This is a genomic window from Aeromonas sp. s7(2024) (assembly GCF_040907825.1).
GTDB lineage: Bacteria > Pseudomonadota > Gammaproteobacteria > Enterobacterales > Aeromonadaceae > Aeromonas > Aeromonas veronii.
Window position 1 is genome coordinate 146,854 of sequence record NZ_JBFOCM010000006.1, and the last position, 23,627, is coordinate 170,480.

21 protein-coding genes are annotated in these 23,627 nt (G+C 60.6%); 3 read left to right on the forward strand and 18 right to left on the reverse strand.

Going from position 1 to position 23,627, the window contains the following annotated elements:
• Positions 1 to 179: 179 nt before the first annotated feature.
• The 4 genes from AB5Y73_RS01555 to AB5Y73_RS01570 all read right to left on the reverse strand — a co-directional run bounded on the left by AB5Y73_RS01555 (position 180) and on the right by AB5Y73_RS01570 (position 4,414).
• Positions 180 to 734, reverse strand: coding sequence for a sugar O-acetyltransferase (locus AB5Y73_RS01555; RefSeq protein ID WP_107682556.1), 555 nt, complete (start codon positions 732 to 734; stop codon positions 180 to 182).
• A gap of 66 nt (positions 735 to 800) precedes the next feature.
• Positions 801 to 1,778, reverse strand: a complete 978-nt coding sequence (locus AB5Y73_RS01560) for a D-2-hydroxyacid dehydrogenase family protein (RefSeq protein ID WP_107682555.1) — start codon at positions 1,776 to 1,778, stop codon at positions 801 to 803.
• Between the two features lie 202 nt (positions 1,779 to 1,980).
• Complete coding sequence (prmA, locus tag AB5Y73_RS01565; RefSeq protein ID WP_005349476.1) at positions 1,981 to 2,859, reverse strand: 50S ribosomal protein L11 methyltransferase; 879 nt, start codon at positions 2,857 to 2,859, stop codon at positions 1,981 to 1,983.
• Positions 2,860 to 3,397: 538 nt separating this feature from the next.
• Entirely contained in the window at positions 3,398 to 4,414 is a 1,017-nt protein-coding gene (locus tag AB5Y73_RS01570; protein WP_118854260.1) for a zinc-binding alcohol dehydrogenase family protein, read from the reverse strand.
• A 100-nt stretch (positions 4,415 to 4,514) separates the two neighbouring features.
• Here AB5Y73_RS01570 and AB5Y73_RS01575 point away from each other — a divergent pair, with 100 nt between their 5' ends.
• Positions 4,515 to 5,387, forward strand: coding sequence for a LysR family transcriptional regulator (locus AB5Y73_RS01575; RefSeq protein WP_162504381.1), 873 nt, complete (start codon positions 4,515 to 4,517; stop codon positions 5,385 to 5,387).
• 1 nt (position 5,388) lies between these two features.
• On the opposite strand, the gene AB5Y73_RS01580 is transcribed toward AB5Y73_RS01575, so the two are convergent.
• From AB5Y73_RS01580 to acs, 7 genes are all read right to left on the reverse strand, one after another.
• A complete protein-coding gene (locus tag AB5Y73_RS01580) occupies positions 5,389 to 6,816 on the reverse strand; it encodes a PTS transporter subunit EIIC (RefSeq protein WP_088870041.1) in 1,428 nt (475 codons plus the stop codon).
• An 89-nt stretch (positions 6,817 to 6,905) separates the two neighbouring features.
• Positions 6,906 to 8,363 carry a sodium/pantothenate symporter gene (gene panF / locus AB5Y73_RS01585; protein WP_058059446.1) on the reverse strand — a complete coding sequence of 486 codons (1,458 nt, stop codon included), beginning with the start codon at positions 8,361 to 8,363 and terminating at the stop codon, positions 6,906 to 6,908.
• Entirely contained in the window at positions 8,353 to 8,616 is a 264-nt protein-coding gene (locus AB5Y73_RS01590; RefSeq protein WP_118854259.1) for a YhdT family protein, read from the reverse strand. Before AB5Y73_RS01590 ends, panF begins: the two co-directional genes overlap by 11 nt.
• Positions 8,617 to 8,743: 127 nt before the next feature.
• Positions 8,744 to 10,084, reverse strand: a complete 1,341-nt coding sequence (gene accC, locus AB5Y73_RS01595) for an acetyl-CoA carboxylase biotin carboxylase subunit (RefSeq protein WP_005338910.1) — start codon at positions 10,082 to 10,084, stop codon at positions 8,744 to 8,746.
• Positions 10,085 to 10,099: 15 nt separating this feature from the next.
• Positions 10,100 to 10,558 (reverse strand): acetyl-CoA carboxylase biotin carboxyl carrier protein, encoded by a 459-nt coding sequence (gene accB / locus AB5Y73_RS01600; protein WP_005338908.1) that lies wholly within the window; start codon positions 10,556 to 10,558, stop codon positions 10,100 to 10,102.
• A gap of 36 nt (positions 10,559 to 10,594) precedes the next feature.
• Positions 10,595 to 11,044: a type II 3-dehydroquinate dehydratase gene (aroQ, locus tag AB5Y73_RS01605; RefSeq protein WP_118854258.1), complete on the reverse strand. Its 450-nt coding sequence runs from the start codon at positions 11,042 to 11,044 to the stop codon at positions 10,595 to 10,597.
• Positions 11,045 to 11,332: 288 nt separating this feature from the next.
• Positions 11,333 to 13,279 (reverse strand): acetate--CoA ligase, encoded by a 1,947-nt coding sequence (acs, locus tag AB5Y73_RS01610; protein WP_107682552.1) that lies wholly within the window; start codon positions 13,277 to 13,279, stop codon positions 11,333 to 11,335.
• Positions 13,280 to 13,445: 166 nt separating this feature from the next.
• Between acs and AB5Y73_RS01615 the strand changes: the two genes are divergently transcribed.
• Positions 13,446 to 13,727 carry a hypothetical protein gene (locus tag AB5Y73_RS01615; RefSeq protein ID WP_225315392.1) on the forward strand — a complete coding sequence of 94 codons (282 nt, stop codon included), beginning with the start codon at positions 13,446 to 13,448 and terminating at the stop codon, positions 13,725 to 13,727.
• Between the two features lie 57 nt (positions 13,728 to 13,784).
• Here the strand turns inward: AB5Y73_RS01615 and AB5Y73_RS01620 are convergent, their stop codons facing one another.
• The 5 genes from AB5Y73_RS01620 to torC form a co-directional block, all read right to left on the reverse strand.
• Complete coding sequence (locus AB5Y73_RS01620) at positions 13,785 to 16,229, reverse strand: EAL domain-containing protein (RefSeq protein WP_107682551.1); 2,445 nt, start codon at positions 16,227 to 16,229, stop codon at positions 13,785 to 13,787.
• A gap of 153 nt (positions 16,230 to 16,382) precedes the next feature.
• Positions 16,383 to 16,751, reverse strand: coding sequence for a hypothetical protein (locus AB5Y73_RS01625; RefSeq protein WP_107682550.1), 369 nt, complete (start codon positions 16,749 to 16,751; stop codon positions 16,383 to 16,385).
• Positions 16,752 to 16,758: 7 nt separating this feature from the next.
• The gene (gene torD, locus AB5Y73_RS01630; protein ID WP_021230390.1) at positions 16,759 to 17,427 is read right to left on the reverse strand and encodes a molecular chaperone TorD; all 669 of its coding nucleotides are present in this window, start codon (positions 17,425 to 17,427) and stop codon (positions 16,759 to 16,761) included.
• 99 nt (positions 17,428 to 17,526) lie between these two features.
• A complete protein-coding gene (gene torA, locus AB5Y73_RS01635; RefSeq protein ID WP_107682549.1) occupies positions 17,527 to 20,019 on the reverse strand; it encodes a trimethylamine-N-oxide reductase TorA in 2,493 nt (830 codons plus the stop codon).
• A gap of 27 nt (positions 20,020 to 20,046) precedes the next feature.
• Positions 20,047 to 21,213 carry a pentaheme c-type cytochrome TorC gene (torC, locus tag AB5Y73_RS01640; RefSeq protein ID WP_005343495.1) on the reverse strand — a complete coding sequence of 389 codons (1,167 nt, stop codon included), beginning with the start codon at positions 21,211 to 21,213 and terminating at the stop codon, positions 20,047 to 20,049.
• A 145-nt stretch (positions 21,214 to 21,358) separates the two neighbouring features.
• Here torC and torR point away from each other — a divergent pair, with 145 nt between their 5' ends.
• Positions 21,359 to 22,072, forward strand: a complete 714-nt coding sequence (gene torR, locus AB5Y73_RS01645) for a two-component system response regulator TorR (RefSeq protein ID WP_107682548.1) — start codon at positions 21,359 to 21,361, stop codon at positions 22,070 to 22,072.
• Between the two features lie 36 nt (positions 22,073 to 22,108).
• On the opposite strand, the gene AB5Y73_RS01650 is transcribed toward torR, so the two are convergent.
• Positions 22,109 to 22,513, reverse strand: coding sequence for a GFA family protein (locus AB5Y73_RS01650; protein ID WP_005338893.1), 405 nt, complete (start codon positions 22,511 to 22,513; stop codon positions 22,109 to 22,111).
• Between the two features lie 37 nt (positions 22,514 to 22,550).
• A complete protein-coding gene (torT, locus tag AB5Y73_RS01655) occupies positions 22,551 to 23,597 on the reverse strand; it encodes a TMAO reductase system periplasmic protein TorT (RefSeq protein ID WP_279499661.1) in 1,047 nt (348 codons plus the stop codon).
• Positions 23,598 to 23,627 lie beyond the last annotated feature (30 nt).

Below are 23,627 nucleotides of genomic sequence, written 5' to 3' on the forward strand. Positions count from 1 at the left end.
TAATATCTCCCTGCCAGTTTAGAAGGGCACTCCTTCTAATTTTTCTGCGATGAGAGTCGCAATTCCGTAGCACCTTTTAACAGCCCAACGTCTTCGTGACATTGGGCTTTATTTTTTTATGGGGTGTCGGGGCTGTTGTGAACTGATGGCGGTATCGGCATACAACCCGGTTGGCTGCCTTATGCCCTGTTTTTGGCTGGCAGGATCCGGGCTGGATTACCGACTACCCGAGCTCCGGCCGGTACATCTTTGGTGACTACGGCGCCTGCGCCGACGATCGCCTCCCGCCCTATGGTGACGCCGGGCAGCAAGATGGCGCTGCCCCCAATCCAGACCTTGTCTTCAATGGTGACCGGCAGCGCCGTCTCTGTTCCCTGAATCCGTTCGTCGGCCTCCAGCGCATGGGCTGCGGTATAGATCTGCACATTTGGCCCAATCATCACATGGGCGCTGATGCGAATAGGGGCATTGTCCAGCAGGGTCGCCCCCATATTGATGTAGGAGTCCTTGCCCAGGTGGATGTGGCGGCCATAGGTGCAGTAGAGGGGCGGGCAGATAAAGGCGTTCTCTGCCAGTTCGCCAATCAGCTCCGCCAGTAGTGCCCGCTGCTCAGCCTCATCTTCCGCCTGATTGAAACGGCGATAGCGCCGTGCCGCCTCCCGGCGCAACAGGGCCAGCTCGGGTGCCATGCAGTTGTAAGGTTGGCTGCAGATCATCTTCTGGTATTCGCTCATGAAGGTTGCTTTCCTTTATCTGCCAGGGATTTGGATATTGGCGCCAATACGGCAGAAGTAACGTGATCATCCACCCGATACGGGCAGAACCAGGTTGGCAGGTCTGCCTTCGGCAAAGGCCAGTACATTCTCGAACGCCACGCGAAAGTAGAGTTCGTAGCTGTTTTGCTCCACATAGCCGAGATGAGGCGTCGCCAGTACATTGGGCAGGCGCAGCAGGGGCTCGCTTTCCTGTGTCGCCGGCTCGATGTCAAATACATCGAGCGCGGCCCGTTTTCCAGGATGGGTACTTAGCTCTGCATAGAGGGCGCCCGGCTCGATAAGTTCGGCACGGCTGGTATTGACCAGCAGAGAGTCAACTTTCATGCGGGCCAGATCTGCGCGGGTAACAGCGCCGCGGGTTGCCTCGCTCAGGCGCAGATGCAGCGTGAGGATATCGGCTTGACTGAAGAGTGCCTCCTTGCTGGAGGCGTAGGCATAGCCATCCAGCTCGGCCTGCCTGCGCGAAGCCTCACTGCCCCATATCAGTACCGACATGCCAAATGCCTTGCCATAGCGGGCGATCCGCTGGCCTATCTTGCCGTAGCCCCAGATGCCGAGCGTCAGCCCATGCAGCGTGCGTCCCAAACCGAGGTCACCAGATTGCTGCCATTGGCCTTGGCTTAACGCCTGGCTGTAAGCAGGTATATGGCGGGAGGCTGCCATAATGAGCGCCCAGCAGAGCTCGGCGGGAGCAATAGGGCTGCCGATCCCTTCTGCCACGGCAACGCCGTACTGCTGGCATAGTGCCGGGTCGATATGCTGGCTGACTTTGCCGGTCTGGCTGATGAGTTTAAGGGTGGGAAGCCGCATCAGCAGCTGTTCGTCGATGCGGGTACGCTCGCGGGTCAGCACCAGTGCTTCCATTCCTTCCAGCAGGGCGGCAAGGCGCGTTGTATCGGGTTCGCTCTGGTTGAGGATGGTGACGTCATGACCCGCCAGCAGGGTAAAGCAGGGGAGGTGGCGCACCTGATCCTGATAGTCATCCAGAATGGCAATCCGCATAAGAAATCCTTCTCGGTTGCGTTGGCTCGGACCGCTATCTTACCGGAATAAAAGGTGTCTGTTGTTTTCAAACGAACACAATCAGAAGGGAGGGCGATCAAGCCCATGTCCACGGACTGGGATGAGCCCGACAGGCCAAAACAATCAGGGCCCCCGAACGGGAGCCCTGATAGTACGAGCTTGGCGTCTATGTTGTCCGCACTTAGCCGTGTTTGCGGCCGGAGAGACGGCACCACTCCTCCTTGACGGCGGTCGGGTCCATCTCGAACCACTGGCCGTAGATGGTTTCCAGTTCCGGGGCCTGACTTTCCAGCACGCCGGAGAGGGCCATCAGGCTGCCCGGCTTGCCGTGACCGGCGATCAGCGGTGCCAGTTCGCGCAGCGGGCCGGCCAGGATGTTGGCGACCACCACGTCCGCTTCGACATCTTGCGGCTGGTCGGCCGGCAGGTAGAGCTCAATCTGGTCGGCGACGCCATTGCGCGCGGCGTTGTCGCGGCTGGCCTGAATGGCCTGCGGGTCGATGTCGATGCCGATGACGCGGGCAGCACCCAGTTTCAGGGCGGCGATGCCGAGAATGCCGGAGCCACAGCCAAAGTCGACAACGGTTTTACCGGCCAGATCCAGCCCGTCCAGCCACTGCAGGCAAAGCGCTGTGGTGGGGTGGGTACCGGTACCGAAGGCCAGACCCGGATCCAGCATGACGTTGACTGCATCGGGGTTCGGCACATCGCGCCAGCTCGGGCAGATCCAGAGGCGCTCGCCAAACTGCATGGGGTGGAAGTGATCCATCCACTCGCGCACCCAGTCCTTGTCCTCCAGCTGCTCGACCTTGTAGCCGACGTTTTCGCCGAAGATCTGCTGGAAGAAGGCGATGGTGGGAGCCGGATCGGTTTCGGCATCGAACAGACCCATCACTTCGGTCTCGCCCCAGAGCGGGGTTTCACCGGGCATGGGTTCATAGACGGGCACATCCTTGGCATCCATAAAGGTCACCGCCTGGGCTCCACGCCCCAGCAGCATGTTGCTCACCTTGTCTGCGGTCTTGGCAGTGGCGTTGATTCGAATTTGTATCCAGGGCATGGCGTCGACTCTTCATAAATGTGAAACCGCGAGATTCTACCATCATGGGGCAGTGCTGTCGTGGTTTGCCCATGACGTGGAGGGATTCGGGGGCTTTTGCCGGATTGGCACGTTTCCTGTATTGCTCTATGCAGGCGAAGACGACCGGTTTTCGCTGAACGCTTTGCTCAAGTTCCGTCATCTTTCACTGCCACCCTCGGGTGGCATTTTTTTATCTGCGCTTGTTTGCCTTGGTAAACAGTCTGCCAGACAAAAAAAGAGCAAGGTCGGCACCTTGCTCAAGGACGGGCTGACGCCGTTTTGGCGCATTCATGCTGCTGTTGGCACGCCAGATGCAAAGACTAATATGTCCTGCATAAGGATATGTGTGTGATTGTTACCCCAATGTTCAGGTATTCAGGCCATTTCTCGCGAAATGGCCTCTTTTTTGGCTGATTGTCGGACGTTGGTCTGCCACAGGCTGTCATGAGTGCCGCTGATTGTGCCCGTTTGGGGCATCTCCTTGGTGAACTTATCCCATCATGGTGCGTTGGAGGGCTTAGTTGGCAAAGCCGCTCATGTCGATCACCAGCTTGCCAACCATACGGCCCGCTTCCACCTCGGCATGGGCCTGAGCCAGCGTGATCGGGGTCAGTGACGAGATGGTTCTGGTCAGGGTGGTCTGCAATACCCCTTCATCGACCAGTGCCGCCACCCGGCCGAGCAGGCGGTGCTGCTCGATCATGTCCGGCGTCTGGAACAGGGAGCGGGTGAACATGAACTCCTGGCTGAAGGTGACGCTCTTGCTCTTGAGCAGGGAGAGATCCCACGGCTCGCTCGATTCGGCGATGGTACAGATATGGCCGAACGGGCGGATCAGCCCGGCCATGGTGGCCCAGTGCTCGGCGGTGGCGTTGGTGCAGAAGATGGCATCGACCTGAGTGATGCCAAGGGCGGTCAGCTCCTCCTGCAACTTGTGATGGTTCACGACCTGATGGGCGCCCATCTCGAGGCACCACTCGCGGCTTTCGGGGCGGGAGGCGGTCGCAATCACCTCCATACCGGTGAGTTGGCGGGCCAGCTGGATGGCGATGGAGCCAACGCCACCGGCGCCGCCGATGATCAGCAGTTTGCCACGGCTCTCGCGGGCGAGGGCAAAGCGCTCGAACAGGGTCTCCCAGGCGGTGATGGCGGTGAGCGGCAGGGCGGCGGCCTCCACATCGCTCAAGCTGGTGGGGGCGATGGCGGCGATGCGCTCATCCACCAGTTGCAGGGCGCTGTTGCTGCCCGGGCGGCTGATATCACCGGCATACCAGACCCGGTCGCCCGTCTTGAACAGGGTGACTTCGCTGCCGGTGGCGATCACTTCCCCCACCGCATCCCAGCCGAGTACCCGAGGCGAGCTTTCAATTTTGGCCTTGGGGGAACGCACCTTGGTATCCACCGGATTGACGGAGGTGGCGGTGACCCGCACCAGCAGATCCCGCGGACCCGGAACCGGATCGGGCAGGTTGGCGGCGATGAAGCAGTCGGGGTGGTCGCTTGGCAGATAGTGAGTCAGGGCAATGGCTTTCATGGTTTTTCCTTTCAAATCGCTGTGTTCGGGATTGCCACTCACTCTAGTCTGGTTGATTATCAAGATTAAGATGGGTAATCGGTAAAGACTGTTTGAATATATGAACAATGTCGATCTGGAGTTGATGGGGCTGTTTGCCACCGTGGTAGAGCAGGGGAGCTTTACCCGGGCCGCCGAGCTGCTTGGTATGCCCAAGTCGTCGGTGAGCCAGAAGATCTCGCGGCTCGAATCCCAGCTCGGGGTGCGGCTGTTGCAGCGCACCACCCGCAGGTTGAGCCTGACCCCGCAGGGGGAGCTCTATGTGGAGCACTGTCAGGGGCTGCTGGCACTGGCCCGCAGTGCCAATCTGGCGATGGCACGGCTGCGCTCGGCCCCGGCGGGGCGGGTGCGGATCACCGCCCCCGAGGCGACCGGTACTCTATTGCTTGGCCGGATCCTCGCCGAGTTTCGCGCCCTCTATCCCGAGGTGGTGCTGGAGCTGACCCTGAGCGACGATCAGCTCGATCTGGTGGGGGAAGGTTATGATTTGGCGCTGCGGGCGGCGCCGCTGAAAGACTCCAGCCTCATCTGTCGGCGTATCGGTCAGGTGGCGCGTCATCTGGTGGCAGCGCCCGCCTATCTGGCGGCCCACGGCATGCCGCAACAGTTGAGCGAGCTGGGCCGTTATGCCTGTCTGGTGCACTCGGCCATGCCGGTGTGGCCATTGCAGGAGGGTGGCTGGCGGCCGCAGGGGGCCTGTGTCAGCAACAGCTTGTTGGCGCTGCGGGAGATGGCGCTTCATGACGGGGGGATTGCCCTGTTGCCCCACCATGTCTGTGAAGGGGATTTGGCGGCGGGGCGGCTGCAGAAGGTGTTGCCGGATCAGCCCATTCCGGCCAACCCGTTCTACCTAATCTATCCGAGTCGGGAGCATCTGGCCCCCGCTCTGCGCACCCTGATGGATTTCGTGGCCGAGCGGTTGCCGTTTGCCTGAGTTACCAGCTGCTCTGGCTGGCCGACTCCTGATTGGGTTTGAGGCCGAGGGGGACCGACTGGCGCTCCGCCAGCATGCGGATCTGCCCTTCAATCAGGCTGGCGCTGGGGCCCAGCACCAGCACCAGCTGGTGCTCGTTGAGCTGGATCCAGGAGAGGCAGCCCAGGCCCAGCAGGCGGGATTCATCCACCAGTGAAATATCGCGCACCCGCAGGCTGAGGCGGGTGATACAGACACTCATCGCCACCAGATTGTCCATCCCGCCCAGCACCTTGAGGTACTGGATCGCCAGCATCTGGGGATCGGAGGGGGCAACGCTGGCAAGGCGCGGATGCTCCACCGCGATGGGCTTGCTCGGCATGCTGAGGGGGGCACGCTCCAGCAGTTGGTAAAAGAGCAGGGTGTAGGCGACGAAAAACAGGATACCGACCGGAATAAGCCAGAAGCTGTGCTCCCCAGCCTGATAGCTCAGCACCAGATCCAGCAGACCGGCGGAGAAGTAACTGCCCACCTTGATCCCCAGCCCGCTACAGACAGCGAGCGACAGCCCGGTCAGCAGGGCGTGGGCGAGAAACAGCCAGGGGGCGGTAAAGGCGAACAGAAACTCAATGGGCTCTGTGATACCCACCAGTGCCGAGGTGAGCGCCAGGGTGAGCAGCAGCCCGCCCTGCGGCAGCCGCTGCATCCGCTGGCGGTGCAGCCAGATGGCAAAACAGGCGCCCGGCAGGCCGAACATGATGATAGGGTAGAGACCGGCCACATACCCTTCATGAAGGGGCTGGGCGGTGGCCAGCGCCTGCAGGTTGCTCTCGCCAAGGCCGATGACGCTACCCAATACCTGATGCAGCCCGAGCGGGATCAGCAAGCGGTTGAGGGTGCCGTAGCAGAAGGCGCCAAACGGCGTGGTGAGCAGCTCGGAGGTGAGCAGGGTCAGCCCGCGCTCCAGCGGCGGCCACAGCAGCGAGAGGGGGATGGCGATCAGCAGGCAGGCCAAGGCCGACACCAGCAGGCTGGGAAACTCTCCCCTGGCGATCTGCAGCCAGCGGGGCAGGGTTTGCTGGTGAACCCAGGGGTAGATGATGGCGGTGGTGAGCCCCGCCAACAGGCCGCAGATCATGTCGGCGTGCAGGTTGGGGGCCAGCGTATTGAAGGCGGTGCTGAGCAGCAGGAAGTTGACCGCCCCCGCCAGCGTCTGCCCGCCCAGCTCCTGCCGACTCAGGCCAAAGGCGATCGCCACCGCATAGATAAGCGGCATCTGGCTGAAGATCGCCTGACCGGTGAGGGAGAGCACCGCCAAATCGAGCACGTCGGGTTGACCAAGCCGGTAGATCAGCGCCGCCATCGGCAGGATGGAGACGGGCAGCAGCAGGGCATAACCGAGCCGCTGCAGGGCTTGAGTAACGACTTGTCGAGTGGCTTTAACGGGCATACAGCGGCTACGTTCTGTGACTTGGCGCACAGTTTAACCGGAAAACACCTATTTGGGGATAGTTTTGGAACCCCTAATTTATATTTTTATTATTTCTGCCCGAAAAGCTCGCGCACTTCCCGCGAGGGCGGTGCCGTCAGCAGGCTGACCGTGATAAAGACCACCAGCGCCAGCGTGAGGCTTGGCACGATGGCGTGCAGACCAGCCAGCTTGATCCCCCACTGACTCAGTACCCCATAGCTGACGATGCCGCTGACCATGCTGGCCAGCGCGCCCGGGCCGTTGGCCCGTGACCAGTAGAGGCCGAGCACCAGCGGCCAGAGGAACACCGCCTGCAGACCGCCAAAGGCGAGCAGGTTGAGCCAGATGATCATCTCGGGTGGTTGCAACGCCGCCAGCAGCACCAAAGTGCCGAGGATCAGGGTGCAGAGCAGAGAGAGGCGGGGAATGCGCACTTCCAGCTTCTCCTGCTTTGGACTCAGATAGTTGAGATAGAGATCCTTGACCAGAGTGGCGGAAGCCTGGATCAGCTGGGAGTCGATGGTGGACATGATGGCCGCCATCGGCGCCGCCAGAAAGACCCCGGCCAGCCAGGGGGGCAGCACTTCCATCATCAGGGAGGGCATGATCTTGTCCGGGCTGTCCATACCCGGCAGGATGGCGCGGCCAAGGGCACCCGCCAGATGCATGCCGAACATCAGCAGGGCGCTGACCACGGTGCCGATCAGAATGCCGCGATGGAGCGCCTTGCTGTCGCGATAGCCAAAGCAGCGCAGCGCCGAGTGGGGTAGCCCCACCACCCCGACACAGACCAGGATCCAGAAGCTCAGCATAAAGGGCTGGGTCAACATGTCGCCGGCCCCTTGCGGGCTCACCAGCTTGGGATCGATCTCCCTGAGCTGGTGGATAAGGTTCGGCAGGCCGTCACCGGCAATCAGAATTCCCGCCAGCAAGGCGCCGGTGCCGATCAGCATGATGATCCCTTGCAGGGCATCGGTCATCACCACCGCGCGAAAGCCGCCGATGATGGTGTAGAGCAGCACACAGCTGGCAAACAGCATCAACCCCTGCTGGTAGGAGAGGCCGGTGGCGGTCTCCAGCAGGCGGGCGCCGCCGATAAACTGCACCACCATAGTCGCGATAAAGGCGAGGATGATAGTAACGGATCCGAGGATCACCACCGCCTTGCTCTGGTAGCGGGCCCACAGCATGTCGTTGATGGTCACCGCATTGACCCGGCGGGCGATGATGGCGAACTTCTTGCCAAGTACTCCCAGAGTGAGCCAGACGGTGGGCAGCTGGATCATCGCCAGCAACACCCAGCCCAGACCGATCTTGTAGGCCGCACCCGGTCCGCCGATAAAGGAGGAGGCCGAGGTGTAGGTGGCCACCAGCGTCATCGCCAGCACCAGCCCGCCCATGCTGCGGTTGCCGATGAAGTACTCCTGCACGAAGTTGCCTTCTGCGCGATGGCGGCTAGCCCAGAAACCCACCCCCAGCACCAGCACCAGATAGATGACGAGCGGCAGCATCAACTCAAGATTCATGGGATGACTCCTTGCCGCAAGGGGCGTGGGTATCGAGGGGGATCTCCACAAACAGCCGGTTCACCATCAGGGCGCAGAGCAGAATGAACAGCAGCGGCATCACCATGCAACTGAGCAGGAACCACAGTGGCAGCCCCCACAACTCCAGCTGGAGCGGGATAAAATAGGCGGTGCCATACCAGGCAAAGAAGTAGAACAGGGTCAGCAGCAGGCAGAAAGCTGCTTCCCGGCGGGCGAGAGCAAAACGGTTCACCTTGGCCTCCGACAAATTTGAGGGGCGCAAGGATAACAAAAAAGGGCCATGTCGCCATGGCCCTTTTTCAGCAGAGGCTCCTTGCGGAGCAGACTTCCACCGGAAGTCCGGTCTCTATCAGCGATCCTTACAGACCTAATTTCTTGTGCAGATAGTGGATATTGGTGCCACCGTGCTGGAAGTTTTCGTCTTTCATGATCTCTTTTTGCAACGGTACGTTGGTCTTGATCCCTTCCACCACCAGCTCGTCCAGCGCATGGCGCATGCGGGCGATGGCAATGTCACGATTCTCGCCGTAGCAGATCAGCTTGCCGATCATCGAATCGTAGTGGGGCGGTACCTTGTAACCGGCATAGATGTGGGAGTCCCAACGCACGCCCAGACCACCCGGCGCGTGGAAGCGCTGCACCAGACCCGGAGAGGGCATGAAGGTGGCCGGATCTTCGGCGTTGATCCGGCACTCGATGGCATGGCCACGGATGCGGATATCCTGCTGGGTGATCGACAGGGGCTGACCGGCGGCGATGCGCAGCTGCTCCTTGATCAGATCGATACCGGTGACCATCTCGGTGACCGGATGCTCAACCTGAATACGGGTGTTCATCTCGATGAAATAGAACTCGCCGTTCTCGTACAGGAACTCGAAAGTACCCGCGCCGCGGTAGCCGATCTCGATACAGGCGCGCACACAGCGCTCGCCGATGAACTTGCGCATTTCGGCGGTGATGCCGGGCGCCGGCGCCTCTTCCACCACTTTCTGGTGGCGACGCTGCATGGAGCAGTCACGCTCGCCCAGATAGAGGGCGTTGCCCTGGCCGTCTGCCAACACCTGAATTTCAATGTGGCGCGGGTTTTCCAGGTACTTCTCCATGTAGACCATGTCGTTCTTGAAGAACTGGCCAGCTTCGGATTTGGTCAGCGCGATGGCGCCCGCCAGTTCCGCTTCATTGCGCACCACGCGCATACCGCGACCACCACCGCCACCGGCGGCCTTGATGATCACCGGATAGCCGATGCGCTTGGCAATGGCGGCGTTGTGCTTGGCATCGTTGTCGACGGGGCCGTCAGAGCCCGGTACACACGGTACGCCCGCTTTCTTCATCGCTTCGATGGCGGAGACCTTGTCACCCATCAGGCGAATGGTCTCGGCGCGCGGGCCGATGAAGATGAAGCCGGATTTTTCGACCACTTCGGCGAAATCGGCGTTCTCGGAGAGGAAGCCGTAACCCGGGTGGATGGCCACAGCACCGGTTACCTCAGCGGCGGCGATGATGGCCGGGACATTAAGGTAGGATTCAGTACTGGCCGGTCTGCCGATACAGATGGATTCGTCGGCCAGCAGCACATGTTTGAGCTCCCGGTCGGCGGTGGAGTGAACGGCCACTGTCTTGATCCCGAGCTCTTTACAGGCGCGCAGGATCCGCAGGGCAATTTCACCGCGGTTGGCGATGACTACTTTGTCCAACATGGGTGGCGATTTCCCTTATTCGATGATGAACAGCGGCTCGTCAAATTCGACGGCCTGACCATTTTCAACCAGGATCGCTTTGATCACACCGGCCTTGTCAGACTCGATTTGGTTCATCATTTTCATGGCTTCGACGATGCACAGGGTGTCGCCGACATTGACTTGCTGACCCACTTCCGCGAACGGCTTGGCATCCGGGCTGGAGGAGCGGTAGAAGGAGCCAACCATCGGGGAGCGCATCAGGTGACCGCTCGGGGCGGCATCTGCGGCCGGTGCGGCGGCAACCGGGGCGGCAGCGGCAGGTGCGGCAACCGGAGCGGCTTGCTGCATCATCATCTGCGGCATGGCGGTGGTCACCTGACCGGAGAAGTTGCGGCTGATGCGAACGGACTCTTCACCTTCGGAGATCTCCAGTTCGGCGATGCCGGACTCTTCAACCAGTTCAATCAGCTTCTTGATTTTGCGGATATCCATTAGCATTCTCTTTCTTCTTTATCTGATCAGTGATTATCAAGCCGCGCGCAGATGGTGCACGGCCGCGGTTAAAGCGAATTGGTAGCCATCGGCCCCCAGACCACAAATGACCCCTTTGGCGACATCAGACAGATAGGAGTGATGACGGAACGGCTCCCTGGCATGGACGTTTGACAGGTGAACCTCGATAAAAGGGATGGCGACACCCAGCAGCGCATCGCGAATGGCGACGCTGGTGTGGGTGAAGGCGGCTGGATTGATGATGATAAAATCCACCTGGCCCATGGCCTGATGAATGCGGCTGACCAACTCATGTTCGGCGTTGGATTGCAGATGTTCCAGAGTGACACCGAGTTGGCTGGCGTTAAGCTTCAGATCGGCGACGATCTCATCAAGCGTCTTGCTGCCGTAGATACCCGGTTCCCGTTTGCCCAGCAGATTCAGGTTTGGTCCGTTGAGCAGGAGAATGCGGTGATTTTGCGACATATTGAGTACATCCTCGATGATAATGCTGCTATCTATCAGCTATCTTGTGGACTACCAGAAATCTAGCCATTTTCTGCGCAAATCGGTGTGCCCTGGCACACAGATTTCGCAATTATATTGATTTCGTGAAAATTAGCAGCATTTTACTGGTCTAATCTCTACATCTGGCTATTTGTTGCACGTTTCGACCTGAGATACTTCGTCGCTGCCACCTTGCTGTTTGCTGGCAGATAAGAAACGACAAAGCCGGCACAGGGCCGGCTTTATTGAGCAACAAACGAAGCGGGATCAGGCTGCTTCCGACTTCTCGCGAATGAGTTTGTCTACTACCCCCGGATCCGCGAGGGTGGAGATATCCCCCAGGCTGTCGGTCTCGCCGGTGGCGATTTTGCGCAGAATTCGCCGCATGATCTTGCCGGAACGGGTCTTCGGCAGCCCCTCCGCCCAGTGAATGACATCTGGCGTGGCGATGGCACCGATCTCCTTGCGCACCCACTCCTTCACCTCTTTGTGCAGCTCGCGGCTCGGCTCTTCCCCGGCGATCAGGGTGACATAGGCATAGATACCCTGACCCTTGATCTCGTGAGGAACCCCCACCACCGCGGCTTCAGCAATCTTGGGATGGGCCACCAGCGCCGATTCAATTTCGGCGGTACCCATGCGGTGGCCAGAGACGTTCAGTACATCATCCACCCGACCGGTGATCCAGTAGTAGCCGTCCTCGTCGCGACGGGCACCGTCGCCGGTGAAGTAGCGGCCCGGGAAGGTGGAGAAGTAGGTCTGCTCGAAGCGCTCGTGATCGCCGAATACGGTGCGCATCTGGCCCGGCCAGGAGTCGGTGATCACCAGATTGCCCTCGGTGGCCCCCTCCAGCGGTTCGCCCATGTTGTCCACCAGCACAGGTTGCACCCCGAAGAAGGGACGAGTCGCCGAGCCCGGTTTGAGGTCGGTGACGCCGGGCAGCGGCGTAATCAGGATGCCGCCGGTCTCGGTTTGCCACCAGGTATCGACGATGGGACAGCGCTCATCACCAATGGTGCGGTAGTACCACTCCCAGGCTTCCGGGTTGATGGGTTCACCCACCGAACCCATGATGCGCAGGCTCGAACGGGAGGTGCCGGTCACGGCCTCGGTGCCTTTGGCCATCAGGGCGCGGATGGCGGTCGGGGCGGTATAGAGAATGGTGACCTGGTGCTTGTCCACCACCTGACTCATGCGGTTGGTGGCCGGGTAGTTGGGCACCCCTTCGAACATGATGGTGGTGGCGCCGTTGGCAAGCGGCCCGTAGACCAGATAGGAGTGACCGGTGACCCAACCCACATCGGCGGTACACCAGTAGATATCCTCTTCGTGGTAGTCGAACACATATTTGAAGGTTAGGGTGGCATAGACCAGATAGCCGCCGGTGGTGTGGAGCACCCCTTTGGGTTTGCCGGTGGAGCCGGAGGTATAGAGGATAAAGAGCGGATCTTCGGCGTTCATCGCCTCGGGCGGGCAGTCGCTGCTGACGGTGGCGGTCGCTTCATGCCACCAGATGTCGCGGTGGTTGTGCCAGGCGACATTGCCGCCGGTGCGCTTGAGCACGATCACTTTGTTGACCTGGGTATCCGGGTTGGTGAGCGCTTCATCCACATTTTTCTTGAGTGGCACCGGACGGCCGCCACGCAGTCCCTCGTCGGCGGTGATCACGATGCGCGAGCCCGAGTCGATGATGCGGCCAGCCAGCGCTTCCGGCGAGAAGCCGCCGAATACGATGCTGTGTACCGCGCCGATGCGGGTACAGGCCAGCATAGCGATGGCGGCTTCGGGCACCATGGGCATGTAGAGGCAGACCACGTCGCCGCGGTGAACCCCTTGTGCTTTCAATACGTTGGCAAACTTGCACACTTCGCTGTGCAATTCGCGGTAGGTGAGTTTGCGATCTTCGGCGGGGTTGTCCCCTTCCCAGATGATGGCGACCTTGTCACCCCGTTCGGCGAGATGGCGATCGAGACAGTTGGCCGAGACGTTGAGCTGGCCATCTTCAAACCATTTGATGGAGACATGGCCCGGATCGTAGGAGGTGTTCTTGACCTTGCTATAGGGTTTCATCCAGTCGAGAATTTTTCCCTGCTCTCCCCAGAAGGTATCGGGATCCTCGACGGAGGCCTGATACATGGCGGCGTAGTCGCCCTTGTCGAGCAGTGCATTGCTGCTGATGTGGGGTTTGACCGGGTAGACCTTGCTCTCGCTCATCTGTCACTCCTTTGAATAGATCTTTTAATGGTTTCTTAACAACTTATACCTTTGGTGGCGGGGGGCAATTAGACTTTTGGATAGGCGGCAACAGTTGGTTACAGGACAAAGAGTGACAATTAATCGGTGAGTGGGTAAAAGGGGGCGTTTCGATTAATTGGAGGTCATGATGTTTTCTCTGTTGCTCTGTGCATCCCTCTGGCAGTTTGATGCGCCAGTGCCCGCTGGCGAACCCCCGAAAGAGTTTGCGATCACCCATCAGGAGGCTTCACCTGCGCTGCGGGATCGGGTGGCCGATCAGCTTGGTCATGCATGGCAGGCCAAGGAGCCCGGTACCAGACTCACCTTCAGCGAGCCAGCTCCCCGTTATGCAGGCGAATCACCGTTGACGCGCATGCTCAATGATCGTGATGATGGTTGGGAATCCCGCTTGCAGATTGAGTGGTAACCCGGTCGGCAGCCAGGAGGCTGATGCCTCCCGGCTGGTGATGATGATTGCCTGCCTCTATGAGACGTAGCGTTGATGCAGGCGATCTCCCATATGTTCGACATGCAGTGGTTTGCTGAACAGATAGCCCTGTCCTTCGCCGCAGTTGAGTGACTGCAAGAAGGCGTGTTGTGCCTTGGTTTCAATTCCCTCGGCGGTGACCTCCATATCCAGACTGTCTGCCAGATTGATGATGGTGCGGCAGAGCTCCCGACTGTTCTTGTCTTCCGGTAATGCCTGCACAAACGCCCGGTCGATCTTGATGCGATCGATCGGCAGGGTCTTGAGCAGACTCAGTGACGAGAAGCCGGTACCAAAGTCATCGATGGCAATCTGCACGCCGAGATTTTTCAGGCGGGTAAAGAGATCCAGACTCTGTTCGACCCTCTGGATGATGCTCTCCGTCACCTCGATCTCGAGCCGTTCTGGCGGAAATCCTGTCTCGGCCAGAATGGCGGCGACCCGTTCAACGTAGCCCGGGGATCGCATCTCCCGCACCGACACATTGACCGACAAGCGGGGCACCGGCAGTCCGGCGGCCAGCCAGTTTTGTCCCTGCTCACAGGCGTTGCGCATTACCCATTCCCCAATTTTCTCTATCAGGCCGCACTCCTCCGCCACCGGAATAAAACGGGTCGGCGCTATCATCCCCTCATTGGGATGCTGCCAGCGCAGCAGGGCTTCCAGTCCACTCAGGTGGCCGTTGGCCAGATTGGTCATGGGTTGATAGAAGATGCAGAGCTGTTCGAGTTCCAGGGCCTTGAGCAGACCCTGCTCAATCTGCATCCGCTCGCGTGCTCGAGCCGCCATGCAGGGGGTATAGAACTGGAATCCGTTGCGCCCCTGACTTTTCGCCTCGTACATGGCGCTGTCGGCGGCGCTGACCAGGGTTTCCGGGCTGTCTGCATGATCCGGATAGATGGCGATACCGATACTTGCCGAGATTGCCACCAGCTCATGGGCCAGCTCAACCGGTTCACGCAACACGGTCAGCAGGGTATTGGCCAGGGTTGCCAGCTCGTCAGGCTCCTCCAGATAGGGGATCAGCACCAGAAACTCGTCTCCCCCGAGGCGGGTCGCCAGATCGTTGTGTTGCAGGCAGCCGCGGATCCGCTCTGCCAGCCGCTTGAGCAGCTCATCGCCAACTCCGTGGCCCAGGCTGTCGTTGATCAGCTTGAAGCCATCCAGATCTATAAAGAGCAGCCCCAACCGTTTGCGATTGAGCTGCGCGGTTTTCAGCTCAAGGGCCAGCCGCTCCTGCAACAGATGACGATTGCCCAGCTCGGTCAGGGGATCGTGATAGGCAAGGTGGTTCAGCTCGGCCTCCACCTTGCGAATGGCGCTGATGTCGGAAAGGGCGATCACATAGTGAGTAGTGTTGTTGAAGTTGTCATAGACAGCGCTGATCTGCTGCCAGGAGGAGAAGTAGCTGCCATCCTTGCGCAGACAAACCATCTCGCCATGCCAGGCGTTGTTGCCGGGGCGCAGGTGATACCAGGGATAGTCGAGGTCAGTGTAGCGCCTGGGATGCATGATGATATCCGGGGTACGGCCTATCACCTCCTCGGCATTGTATTGGGTCAGCATGGTGAAGGCCGGGTTGACCGACAGAATATGGTGTTCGCTGTCGAGGATGATGATCCCCTCGGCAGTGGTATCGAATACCACGTTGGCCTGATGGAGTCGCTCCTCCTGACGGCGGCGGGCGGTGGCATTGTGAATGACCCCCATGACCCGGTGGCCGACCGACTCGGTGGCGGGGACATGGTCGGCATGAATATCGACCCAGTGGCGCTCGTTGAGAGTGGTGAGGTAGCTCAGGGTGAGATGGATGGGGTCATGACTTTGCAGGGCGGCCTTGAGCTGGCTGCCGGATTCCGGTTCAAAACAGTCGACGAACGCTTGCAGCCCGCCGTGGAACTGGTTGGCCTCGATACCCAGCAGCGGCTCAATTTGGCCGTCGAACAGCAGTCTGTCCTCCGCCACGTGCCATTCCCACACCCCGATTTGGGCCGCTCGCATTGCCAGTTGCAGCCGTTGTTCGGTTTCGTACTGCTCGGTGATGTCCCGCACAATGGCGAGGATGCCGTTCAGCTCCCCCTTCTCATCACGCATCGGGCTGTAGGTGGCCTGAAAACGGCGGGAACTGCTGTCGTACGCCGCGGTTTGGCCCGTGATGGCGATATCTACGTAGGGCATGCCGCTTCGCATGATCTGCTGAAACATGGGCTCCAGGGTCGGTGCCAGTTTGGGAACCACCTCTCTGAGGTGCTTGCCCTGATGCTCCTCGATGCTTTTGCCATTGATGTCGGCCAGCACCTGATTGACTTTACGGTAGCGAAATTCGCAGTCAAAGACGCCGATGCCCAGAGGGGCATTATCCATCAGCTGTTCCAGGACGGTGTGATCTGACAGCTGGCTCAACATTGCCTCGGTGTCGGCGTTGAAAAGCTTCCCATCCATGATGACCTCGGCATTGATTGTTTTATCACTTGCATCAGTTGTCAGTATGGCACGAACTGTTTGGCTGGGAGTCAAGCGGAGTTATCTGGTTGTTTTGACGGCAAGAATAGGCATAAAAACCTGATAAAAAGGATGGAGAAAGGGGGCGAGTGGTTATCCCTTCTGGCGACCAAACGCCTGAATACCGCGTACAAATACCAGCCAGCCGATCAGATGGAAGGGGAGGGCAAGCAGATAGAGCAGCAGGAAGTGCGACTCGCAGCCACTGCTGTTGATGAAGTCGATCCAGGCGGCCAGCAGCGCCAGCATGCCGGCAATCTGGAAGCGGCGGCGCAACACCACCTCGACGCCGAGATTGGCAAGGTAGAGGGTGAGCAGGATGCCGGCAAAGCCGGTGAGCTGGGCGGTGCCGTAGAGCTCGCGATCCGGGTTGAACTGCAGCGCAATCAGGGGAGTAATGCCCTGATCCAGCGGGATCAGGGCCAGCAGCCAGCATGCGATCAGAAGCAGGGCTGTTTTCATCGCGGCCTCAGTCGGCGGACGGTGCCGGTTTGACCAGAGAGAGGTAGTTGGCATCCATCTTGAGGAAGACCCCCAGCAGACGGGCACTGGCGCCGTAGAAGCCAAACCGGTCGGCGGCGCGACAGGCGCTTTCGAACTTGTCAAACCAGCCCAGCAGATGACCGTGCAGCAGCGCTTCCTGCTCGTCGAGCCAGCGTTCCCGCTCGGCTGCGCTCTTGGCTTCCGCCGCACGGATGATGAGATTGCCCATCAGATCCAGCTCGATGGCTAGATGATCCGCAGGCTCTTTGTATTTATCGCTGACATTGATACCAAGGCGATCGAGGCGGGCCTGCATCTCGGCCATCGGGGCCTGCATCAGCAGCTTGGCCTCGCCACGGTAGAGCGATTCGTAGGGCAGGGCGCCCTGTTTGGGATCCACCAGAAACAGGCCGGCGAAGTCGGCGGCGAGTTCCAGCTGGCGATCCGGGCGCACCAGCAGGCGGGCGATGGCCTCGTTGAGCTCGGCCACGGCTTCGCGCATCGGATCCAGGGTGGAGAGGCTTTTCAGGAAGCTTCGCACATCATAGGTGTCATATTCGGCGATCTGCTCATCACTGAGTTCGGCGGCGAACAGGGTGGAGAACCACCAGTAGAGTTCGGCCCGGCGTTCGCTGGTAGCCATAAATTCCTGCATTTTTCCTCCGTGGATGGCAATCGGGAGCCTTGATGGCTCCCGATTCTAACGACTTTAAAAATAAAGGAAACTCAAGGGGGCGCTTTCGTCCCCCTGGGGTCAGAGTGCCGGGAACATGGGGTCGATGCCCTTGGCCGATTCCGGCGCGCCGAAGGCAGTGACGGCGGGCGCCTGTCCGCGGAACTTCTCGATCTCCACCAGCGCGGTGTGGGCCGTGGTGGCCTGCGCCAGGCTGGAGGAGCCGATGTCGGCGGTCAGCACGTTGGGATCGCCGTAGGTACAGAGAGTCCCTACCTTGCCGCCCTCTTGCGGGCCATACCAGGCTCCTTCCTGTATCCGGACTACGCCGGGGGCGTAGTCATCGCTCACCACCAGCCCGGCCAATACCTGACCGCGGCCGTTGAACACCCGCACCAGATCGCCGTCCTTGAGGCCGCGGGATTTGGCATCCTGCGGATTCATGTAGACAGGCTCGCGACCCTGCACTGTATAGGTGGCGCGATAGTTGTCGGAGGAGCAGAGCTGGCTGTGCAGCCGCTTGTCCGGGTGGCAGGATTGCAGGTGCAGCGGGTACTGCTTGCTGCCCGGCCCGCCGTGTGAGCGCTCGTAGGGCTCGATCCAGACCGGATGGCCCGGGCAATCCCCATAGCCGTAGTCGGCAATGGTCTTGGAGTAGATCTCGATAAGGCCAGACGGGGTACCGAGGGGTTCCAGATCCGGCTCCTGACGGAACGACTCGTGACGCACCCAGGGCTGGCCTGCCGGGAAGGTGACGAAGCCTTCGCCGTGCCAGAACTGGCTGAAACGGGGCAGACGGATGCCGATGCCGCGGCCCTGCAGGCGGGCATCGTCATAGATGCTCTGGATCCACTCCAGCTTGCTCTTGCCGCCGGTGAATTCGACCTCGCGACCGAAGCGACGGCAGAGATCGGCGAAGATGTCATAGTCATCGCGCGCCTCGAACAGCGGCTCCACCACCTTGTACATGGCCAGAATGCCCGCGTTGGAGTGAGAACCCCACTGCTCGATGTCGTCCCGCTCATAGGTGGTGGTGGCGGGCAGCACGATATCGGCGAAACGGCAGCTGGCCGTCCACTGGTGATCGATGCTGACCACGGTTTCCAGCTTGCGCCAGGCGGCGACCATCTTGTTGCGATCCTGCTGGTGGTGGAACGGGTTGTTGCCGCAGAACACCGCCATCTTCATGTGGGGGTAGGTGATGGTCTGGCCGTTGAAGGCGATCTGCTTGCCCGGATTGAGGATGCAGTCGACGAAGCGGGCCACCGGAATGTATTTGGAGTAGCCCTTCCAGTCGCCGTCATGGAGTGGTTTAACGCCGGGAATGACCGAGCTGAAACCTGACATGATGGGGCCGCTGGAGGTGATGGTGCCCGCCCCGTTGTAGTGCCAGCCAAAGCCGTAACCGCCCCCCGGCAGGCCGATCTGGCCAATCATCGAGGCCAGTACCACCAGCATCCAGGCGTACTGTTCGCCGTGGTGCATACGCTGCACGCACCAGCCGCCGATAAGCTGGGTACGGCCGCTGCTCATGGTGCGGGCCAGCTCGCGGATGGTTTCGGCTGGTACGCCACAGATGGCGGCGGCCCACTCTGCGTCCTTCACCTGACCATCGCTGGTGCCCAGCAGGTAGGGCAGGAACTTGTCAAAACCGGTGGTGTAGTCTTTCAGGAACTTCTCGTCGTGGCGCTTCTCGCTGTAGAGGGTGTGGGCGATGCCCAGCATCAGCGGTACGTCGGTCTGCGGATTCAGGGTCACCTGATCGCAATTGAGGTACTTCTGGGTCTTGGATTTGACCGGGTCGACACTGATCACTCGGATCTCGCCCTTGGCCACCTTCTCTTTCAGCTGTGCCCAGTAGTCGTAGACGCTGTGATCCGGCACCAGCCAGCCCACCTGCAGGTTCTTGATGGGATCGGAGCCCCAGATGACGATGGTTTTGCTGTGCTCCAGCACCAGCGGCCAGGAGGTCTGCTGCTCGTATACCTCCATGGCGCCCGCCACGTGGGGCAGGATCACCTGGGCGGCACCGGTGGAGTAGTCACCAGCCTTGGCCAGATAGGTGCCGTGCAGGTTCATGGCGCGCCCCAGCATGGCACCAGCGGAGTGCAGTTTGCCTACCGACTGCCAGCCGGAGTGACCGGCATAGAGGGCGCTCGGGCCATAGATCTTCTGCACCCGCTCCAGCTCGTGATAGAAGAAGTCCAGCGCCTGGGACCAGGTCACCCGCACGAAGCGGTTCTGGCCACGTTCGCTGGTGTCGGACTGGTGCCCCTTGCGCAGCCAGTCCAGCCGCACCATGGGGTAGCGGATGCGGGAGGGGTTGTAGACCACCTCACTCAAGGCCTTGAGCATGTCGGTGGGGTGCTTGTCATGCTCGAACGGCTGGGTCTCGACCCAGCGCCCATCGACCACCCGGGCACGGAAGGCGCCCCAGTGGGAGCCGGACTGCACCAGCTTGTCGCCAGACTCGGCGGCCATCACGGCGCGACCGAGCAGGGAGGGGCCGATCAGGGCAGAGGCACCGCTGGCCAGCAAGCCACCCAGAAAACCACGACGGGAAATATTGATCATCTTGTTATTCCTCTTTCGAATCCGGACTTAGTGGCTGCCCTGACCACCGGTATCGGCGGCATGGTTTTGCAGGTATTTGAGCAGGGTGCGCTCCTCTTCCTTGCTCAGGCGATAGTAGGCAGACATCGCCTTGAGCCCCGAGATCCAGCCGTTGGCAGTGAAGTGAGCGGGATCCGGCGCGCCGTGGCAGGAGTTGCAGGTGGATTTGTACATCTCGCCGGCGTAATCCCAGATCGGCTTGAGCGAGGACTCAAAGCCCTTGCCATCGACCCAGGCCTGCACCTGAACCTGTTCCCACTTGATATGGGTGGCGCTGTCGGTCTCCTGTTTGAGCACTTTCTCGCTCGCTTTCAGTTCGTCACGGATGGTAGCGACGAAGACCCGCTTGCCCATGTATTCGCTCAGCACCCGGCCCTTGCCATCGCTCTCGCGCCACCCTTCGATGGTCACCTTGAGGCGATCGCCGCTGCGGTCCACCACGTCGATGCGGGAGGCAGGCAGCAGTTTGCCGACCGGGTCGGTGCTCTGCTCGCTGGCGTAGAGATCTTTTTCACCCAGGTTGTAGAGGGTCTCGGCGGCTGGCGCCTCTTGCGCGTCGTTGACCAGGGTGGCGTAAGTGGCCCGGAAGCCCCCCGCCATGTTGGGCAGTTCGTGGGCGATGCCCTTGTGGCACTCGATGCAGTTCATGTTCTTCGCCGCCGCATCTTTCATCGCCAGCGCTGCCGCCGGGGACTGCTTGGCGTGATCCATGTTGTCGTAGCTATGGCAGGACTTGCAGGTCTTGGAGTTCTGGCTGCTCATCCGTGCCCACACCTTCTCGGCCAGATGCAGGCGCCGGTCCTCGAACTTCTCCTGGGTGTCGATGCTGTGGCCTATGTACTCCTGATAGAGGTCGTTGGCCGCCTCCATCTTGCGGGCCACCTTGCCGACAAAGTCCTTCGGCTGATGACAGTCGGTACAGACCGCCTGTACCCCTGAGGCATTCTTGAAGTGGATGGACTCCTTGTACTCCGGATAGACGGTGTCTTTCATGGAGTGGCAGGAGATACAGAATTCGAGGCTGCTGGTTTTCTCAAAGCCATAGTGCAGGCCGACGGTGCCCGCGAGGGTGACGCCGACGCCCACCAGAAGCAGCGCCAGTACCGACCAGCGACGGCTGGGGGTGCGCAGGAAGTGCCACAGTTTTTTCATCATGCTCTCTCACATCACTTTTTTGATGGGAGCCATGATAGGGAGGCGTTGTGAACAGGGCTGCCGCCACAAATTAATGAAATAGGGGTATTTATGACAAAATGTGAATAGAATAATCCTCCCTTGTCGACCATCGTGAACCCTGCCCATGAGTTACCACATTCTGGTTGTTGAAGATGATGCGGTTACCCGCGAGAAGCTGACCGGCTATTTCGAGCGGGAGGGCTATCGGGTGACGGCGGTCGAAAATGGCCTGGAGATGCGCGCCGTACTGGCAGAGCAGCCGGTCGATCTGGTGATGCTGGATATCAACCTGCCGGGGGAAGATGGTCTGCTGCTGACCCGTGAACTGCGGGCGCGCAGCACGGTGGGGATCATTCTGGTCACCGGCCGCAGCGATGCGGTGGACCGGATTGTCGGCCTCGAGATGGGGGCCGACGACTATGTCACCAAGCCGTTCGAGCTCAGGGAACTGCTGGTGCGGGTCAAGAATCTGCTGTGGCGGATCTCGCTGGCGGCCGCCGCGCCGAGCGAGCCTGCGGTGGCTGACGATGCGGTGCGCTTCGGCCCCTGGCGGTTTGATATTCCCCGCCGCCAGCTCAGCAAGGACGGGGTGCCGGTGCGCCTGACCAAGGCCGAATATGAAGTGCTGGTGGCCTTTGTCGCCCATGCCGGGCGGGTGCTCAGTCGGGAGAGGATCCTGACCCTCATCAGCCATCGCGGCGATGGCCCGAGCGATCGCACCATAGACGTGTTGATCCGGCGGCTGCGCGGCAAGATGGAAGCGGATCCGAGGGATCCCCAGCTGTTTGTCACCGTCCATGGTGAAGGCTATCTGTTTGCCGGCGAGATAGCCTCCTGAGCCCGTTACGGTGGCCTTGACCTGTTTGACCGGGTATCAGACCGGCGGGCGGGTATCAAATTGCGGGCAGTCGTCGCCAATCTGGTGCCAGGGCGCCTTGGATCCGACGAAGATGTGAAACGCGGGTCGCTGGCTCGGCACATCGTCCAGTACCCCGAGGCGCAGGTTGATCTTGCCGCTGCTGCTCTTCTGGCTGAACAGGCTGGAGCCGCAGTGACGACAGAAGGCCAGGGTGGTCTCTGCCGATTTCCGGTAGCGGCCGATGGCCTCTTCCCCTTTCACTATGGTGACCTTGTTGCCATCCAGTCCGCCGACCGAGGCGTAATCTCCCCCTGAAAACTTGCGGCATTCGCTGCAGTGGCAGTTCCCCATATAGTCGAACTGATCCGGCAGGGTCAGGGCGACGGCGCCGCACAGGCAGCTGGCATGTAACTCTTTCATCTCTTCTCCTTGAGTGGGCTGATCGGATTTGGAACGGCTATTCGACCCGATAGACGGGACGAAAAGCGCCATCCGAGAGGGAATCGGCGGGGTCGGCCAGCGGTGCAGATAGCGTCAGAATGGGTGGCCCCATCACCCGAGGGCACTGCTCGGCATTGGCATCAGGGTGTTGCAGCAGGCAGACCGCCTGAGCGACCGCAAGGCGCCCCTGCAGCCGCATCTGATCGCTGTTGGCGGCGAGGATCTTGCCCCGGCGCAGGCCCCGCTGTACCCCGTGGCTGAAGTAGGTGCTCAGCACCTGGGGCCTGTCGAGATGGCGCTGCGCCAGCTCGTTGACCGCCACTTCGGCGGCGATGGCGCCCCCCACCAGATAGTTGAGGTCGGGATAGCGGGCCAGCGTCTGCTGCACCAGCGTGCGCTGGATTTCCCGGCTGTTGTCACCACGCTCGGTGGTGACCAGCTTGATGGCGCTCCCCTTGATGGCATCGGCAAAGCCCGGCTCGACGAAGTTGTTGCCGCCGCTTGACTGCGGGCCGGGGAAGAGGGCGACCGAGACCGGCTTGCTGCCGGCGGGGTGACGCTGCGCCAGCCAGTGGCCAATCTGCCAGCCCATCTGGTACCAGGAGACTCCCACCTTGGCCTGCACCAGACCGCTGGGCAGATCGTTGACCAGCCCAAAGAGCGGCAGCGGCGTGACCTTGATGGCCTCGCGCAAGCCCTGATAGCTCAACGCGCCGAGCAAGATGGCGTCGCTCCCTTCCTGCACGCAGCGCTGCAACTGCTGGCGCTGCTCGACGAGGGCGCCGTAACCCCCTGCTTCGTGGATCTGCAACTTGACTCCCAGCCGCTTCGCTTCGTCCACCATGCCCTGATTGACCGAAAGCCAGTAGGCGTCGCGCAGATGGGGATAGAGGGCACAGAGGGTCAGCGGTTTGGTTGCCGCAGCGGGTTCCGGCCACTGCTGGCGCACCGGCTGGCCGCTGAATTCGCCGCCGGGCCAGATATCGACCGCAAAGGCGAGGGCGGCTCGGGGAAGCATTAGCAACCAGATCAGCAACAACGGGGAGAGATAGACGCTTCGCATGGCCATGGGTTTTGTTAAAGTGTTGGGCCA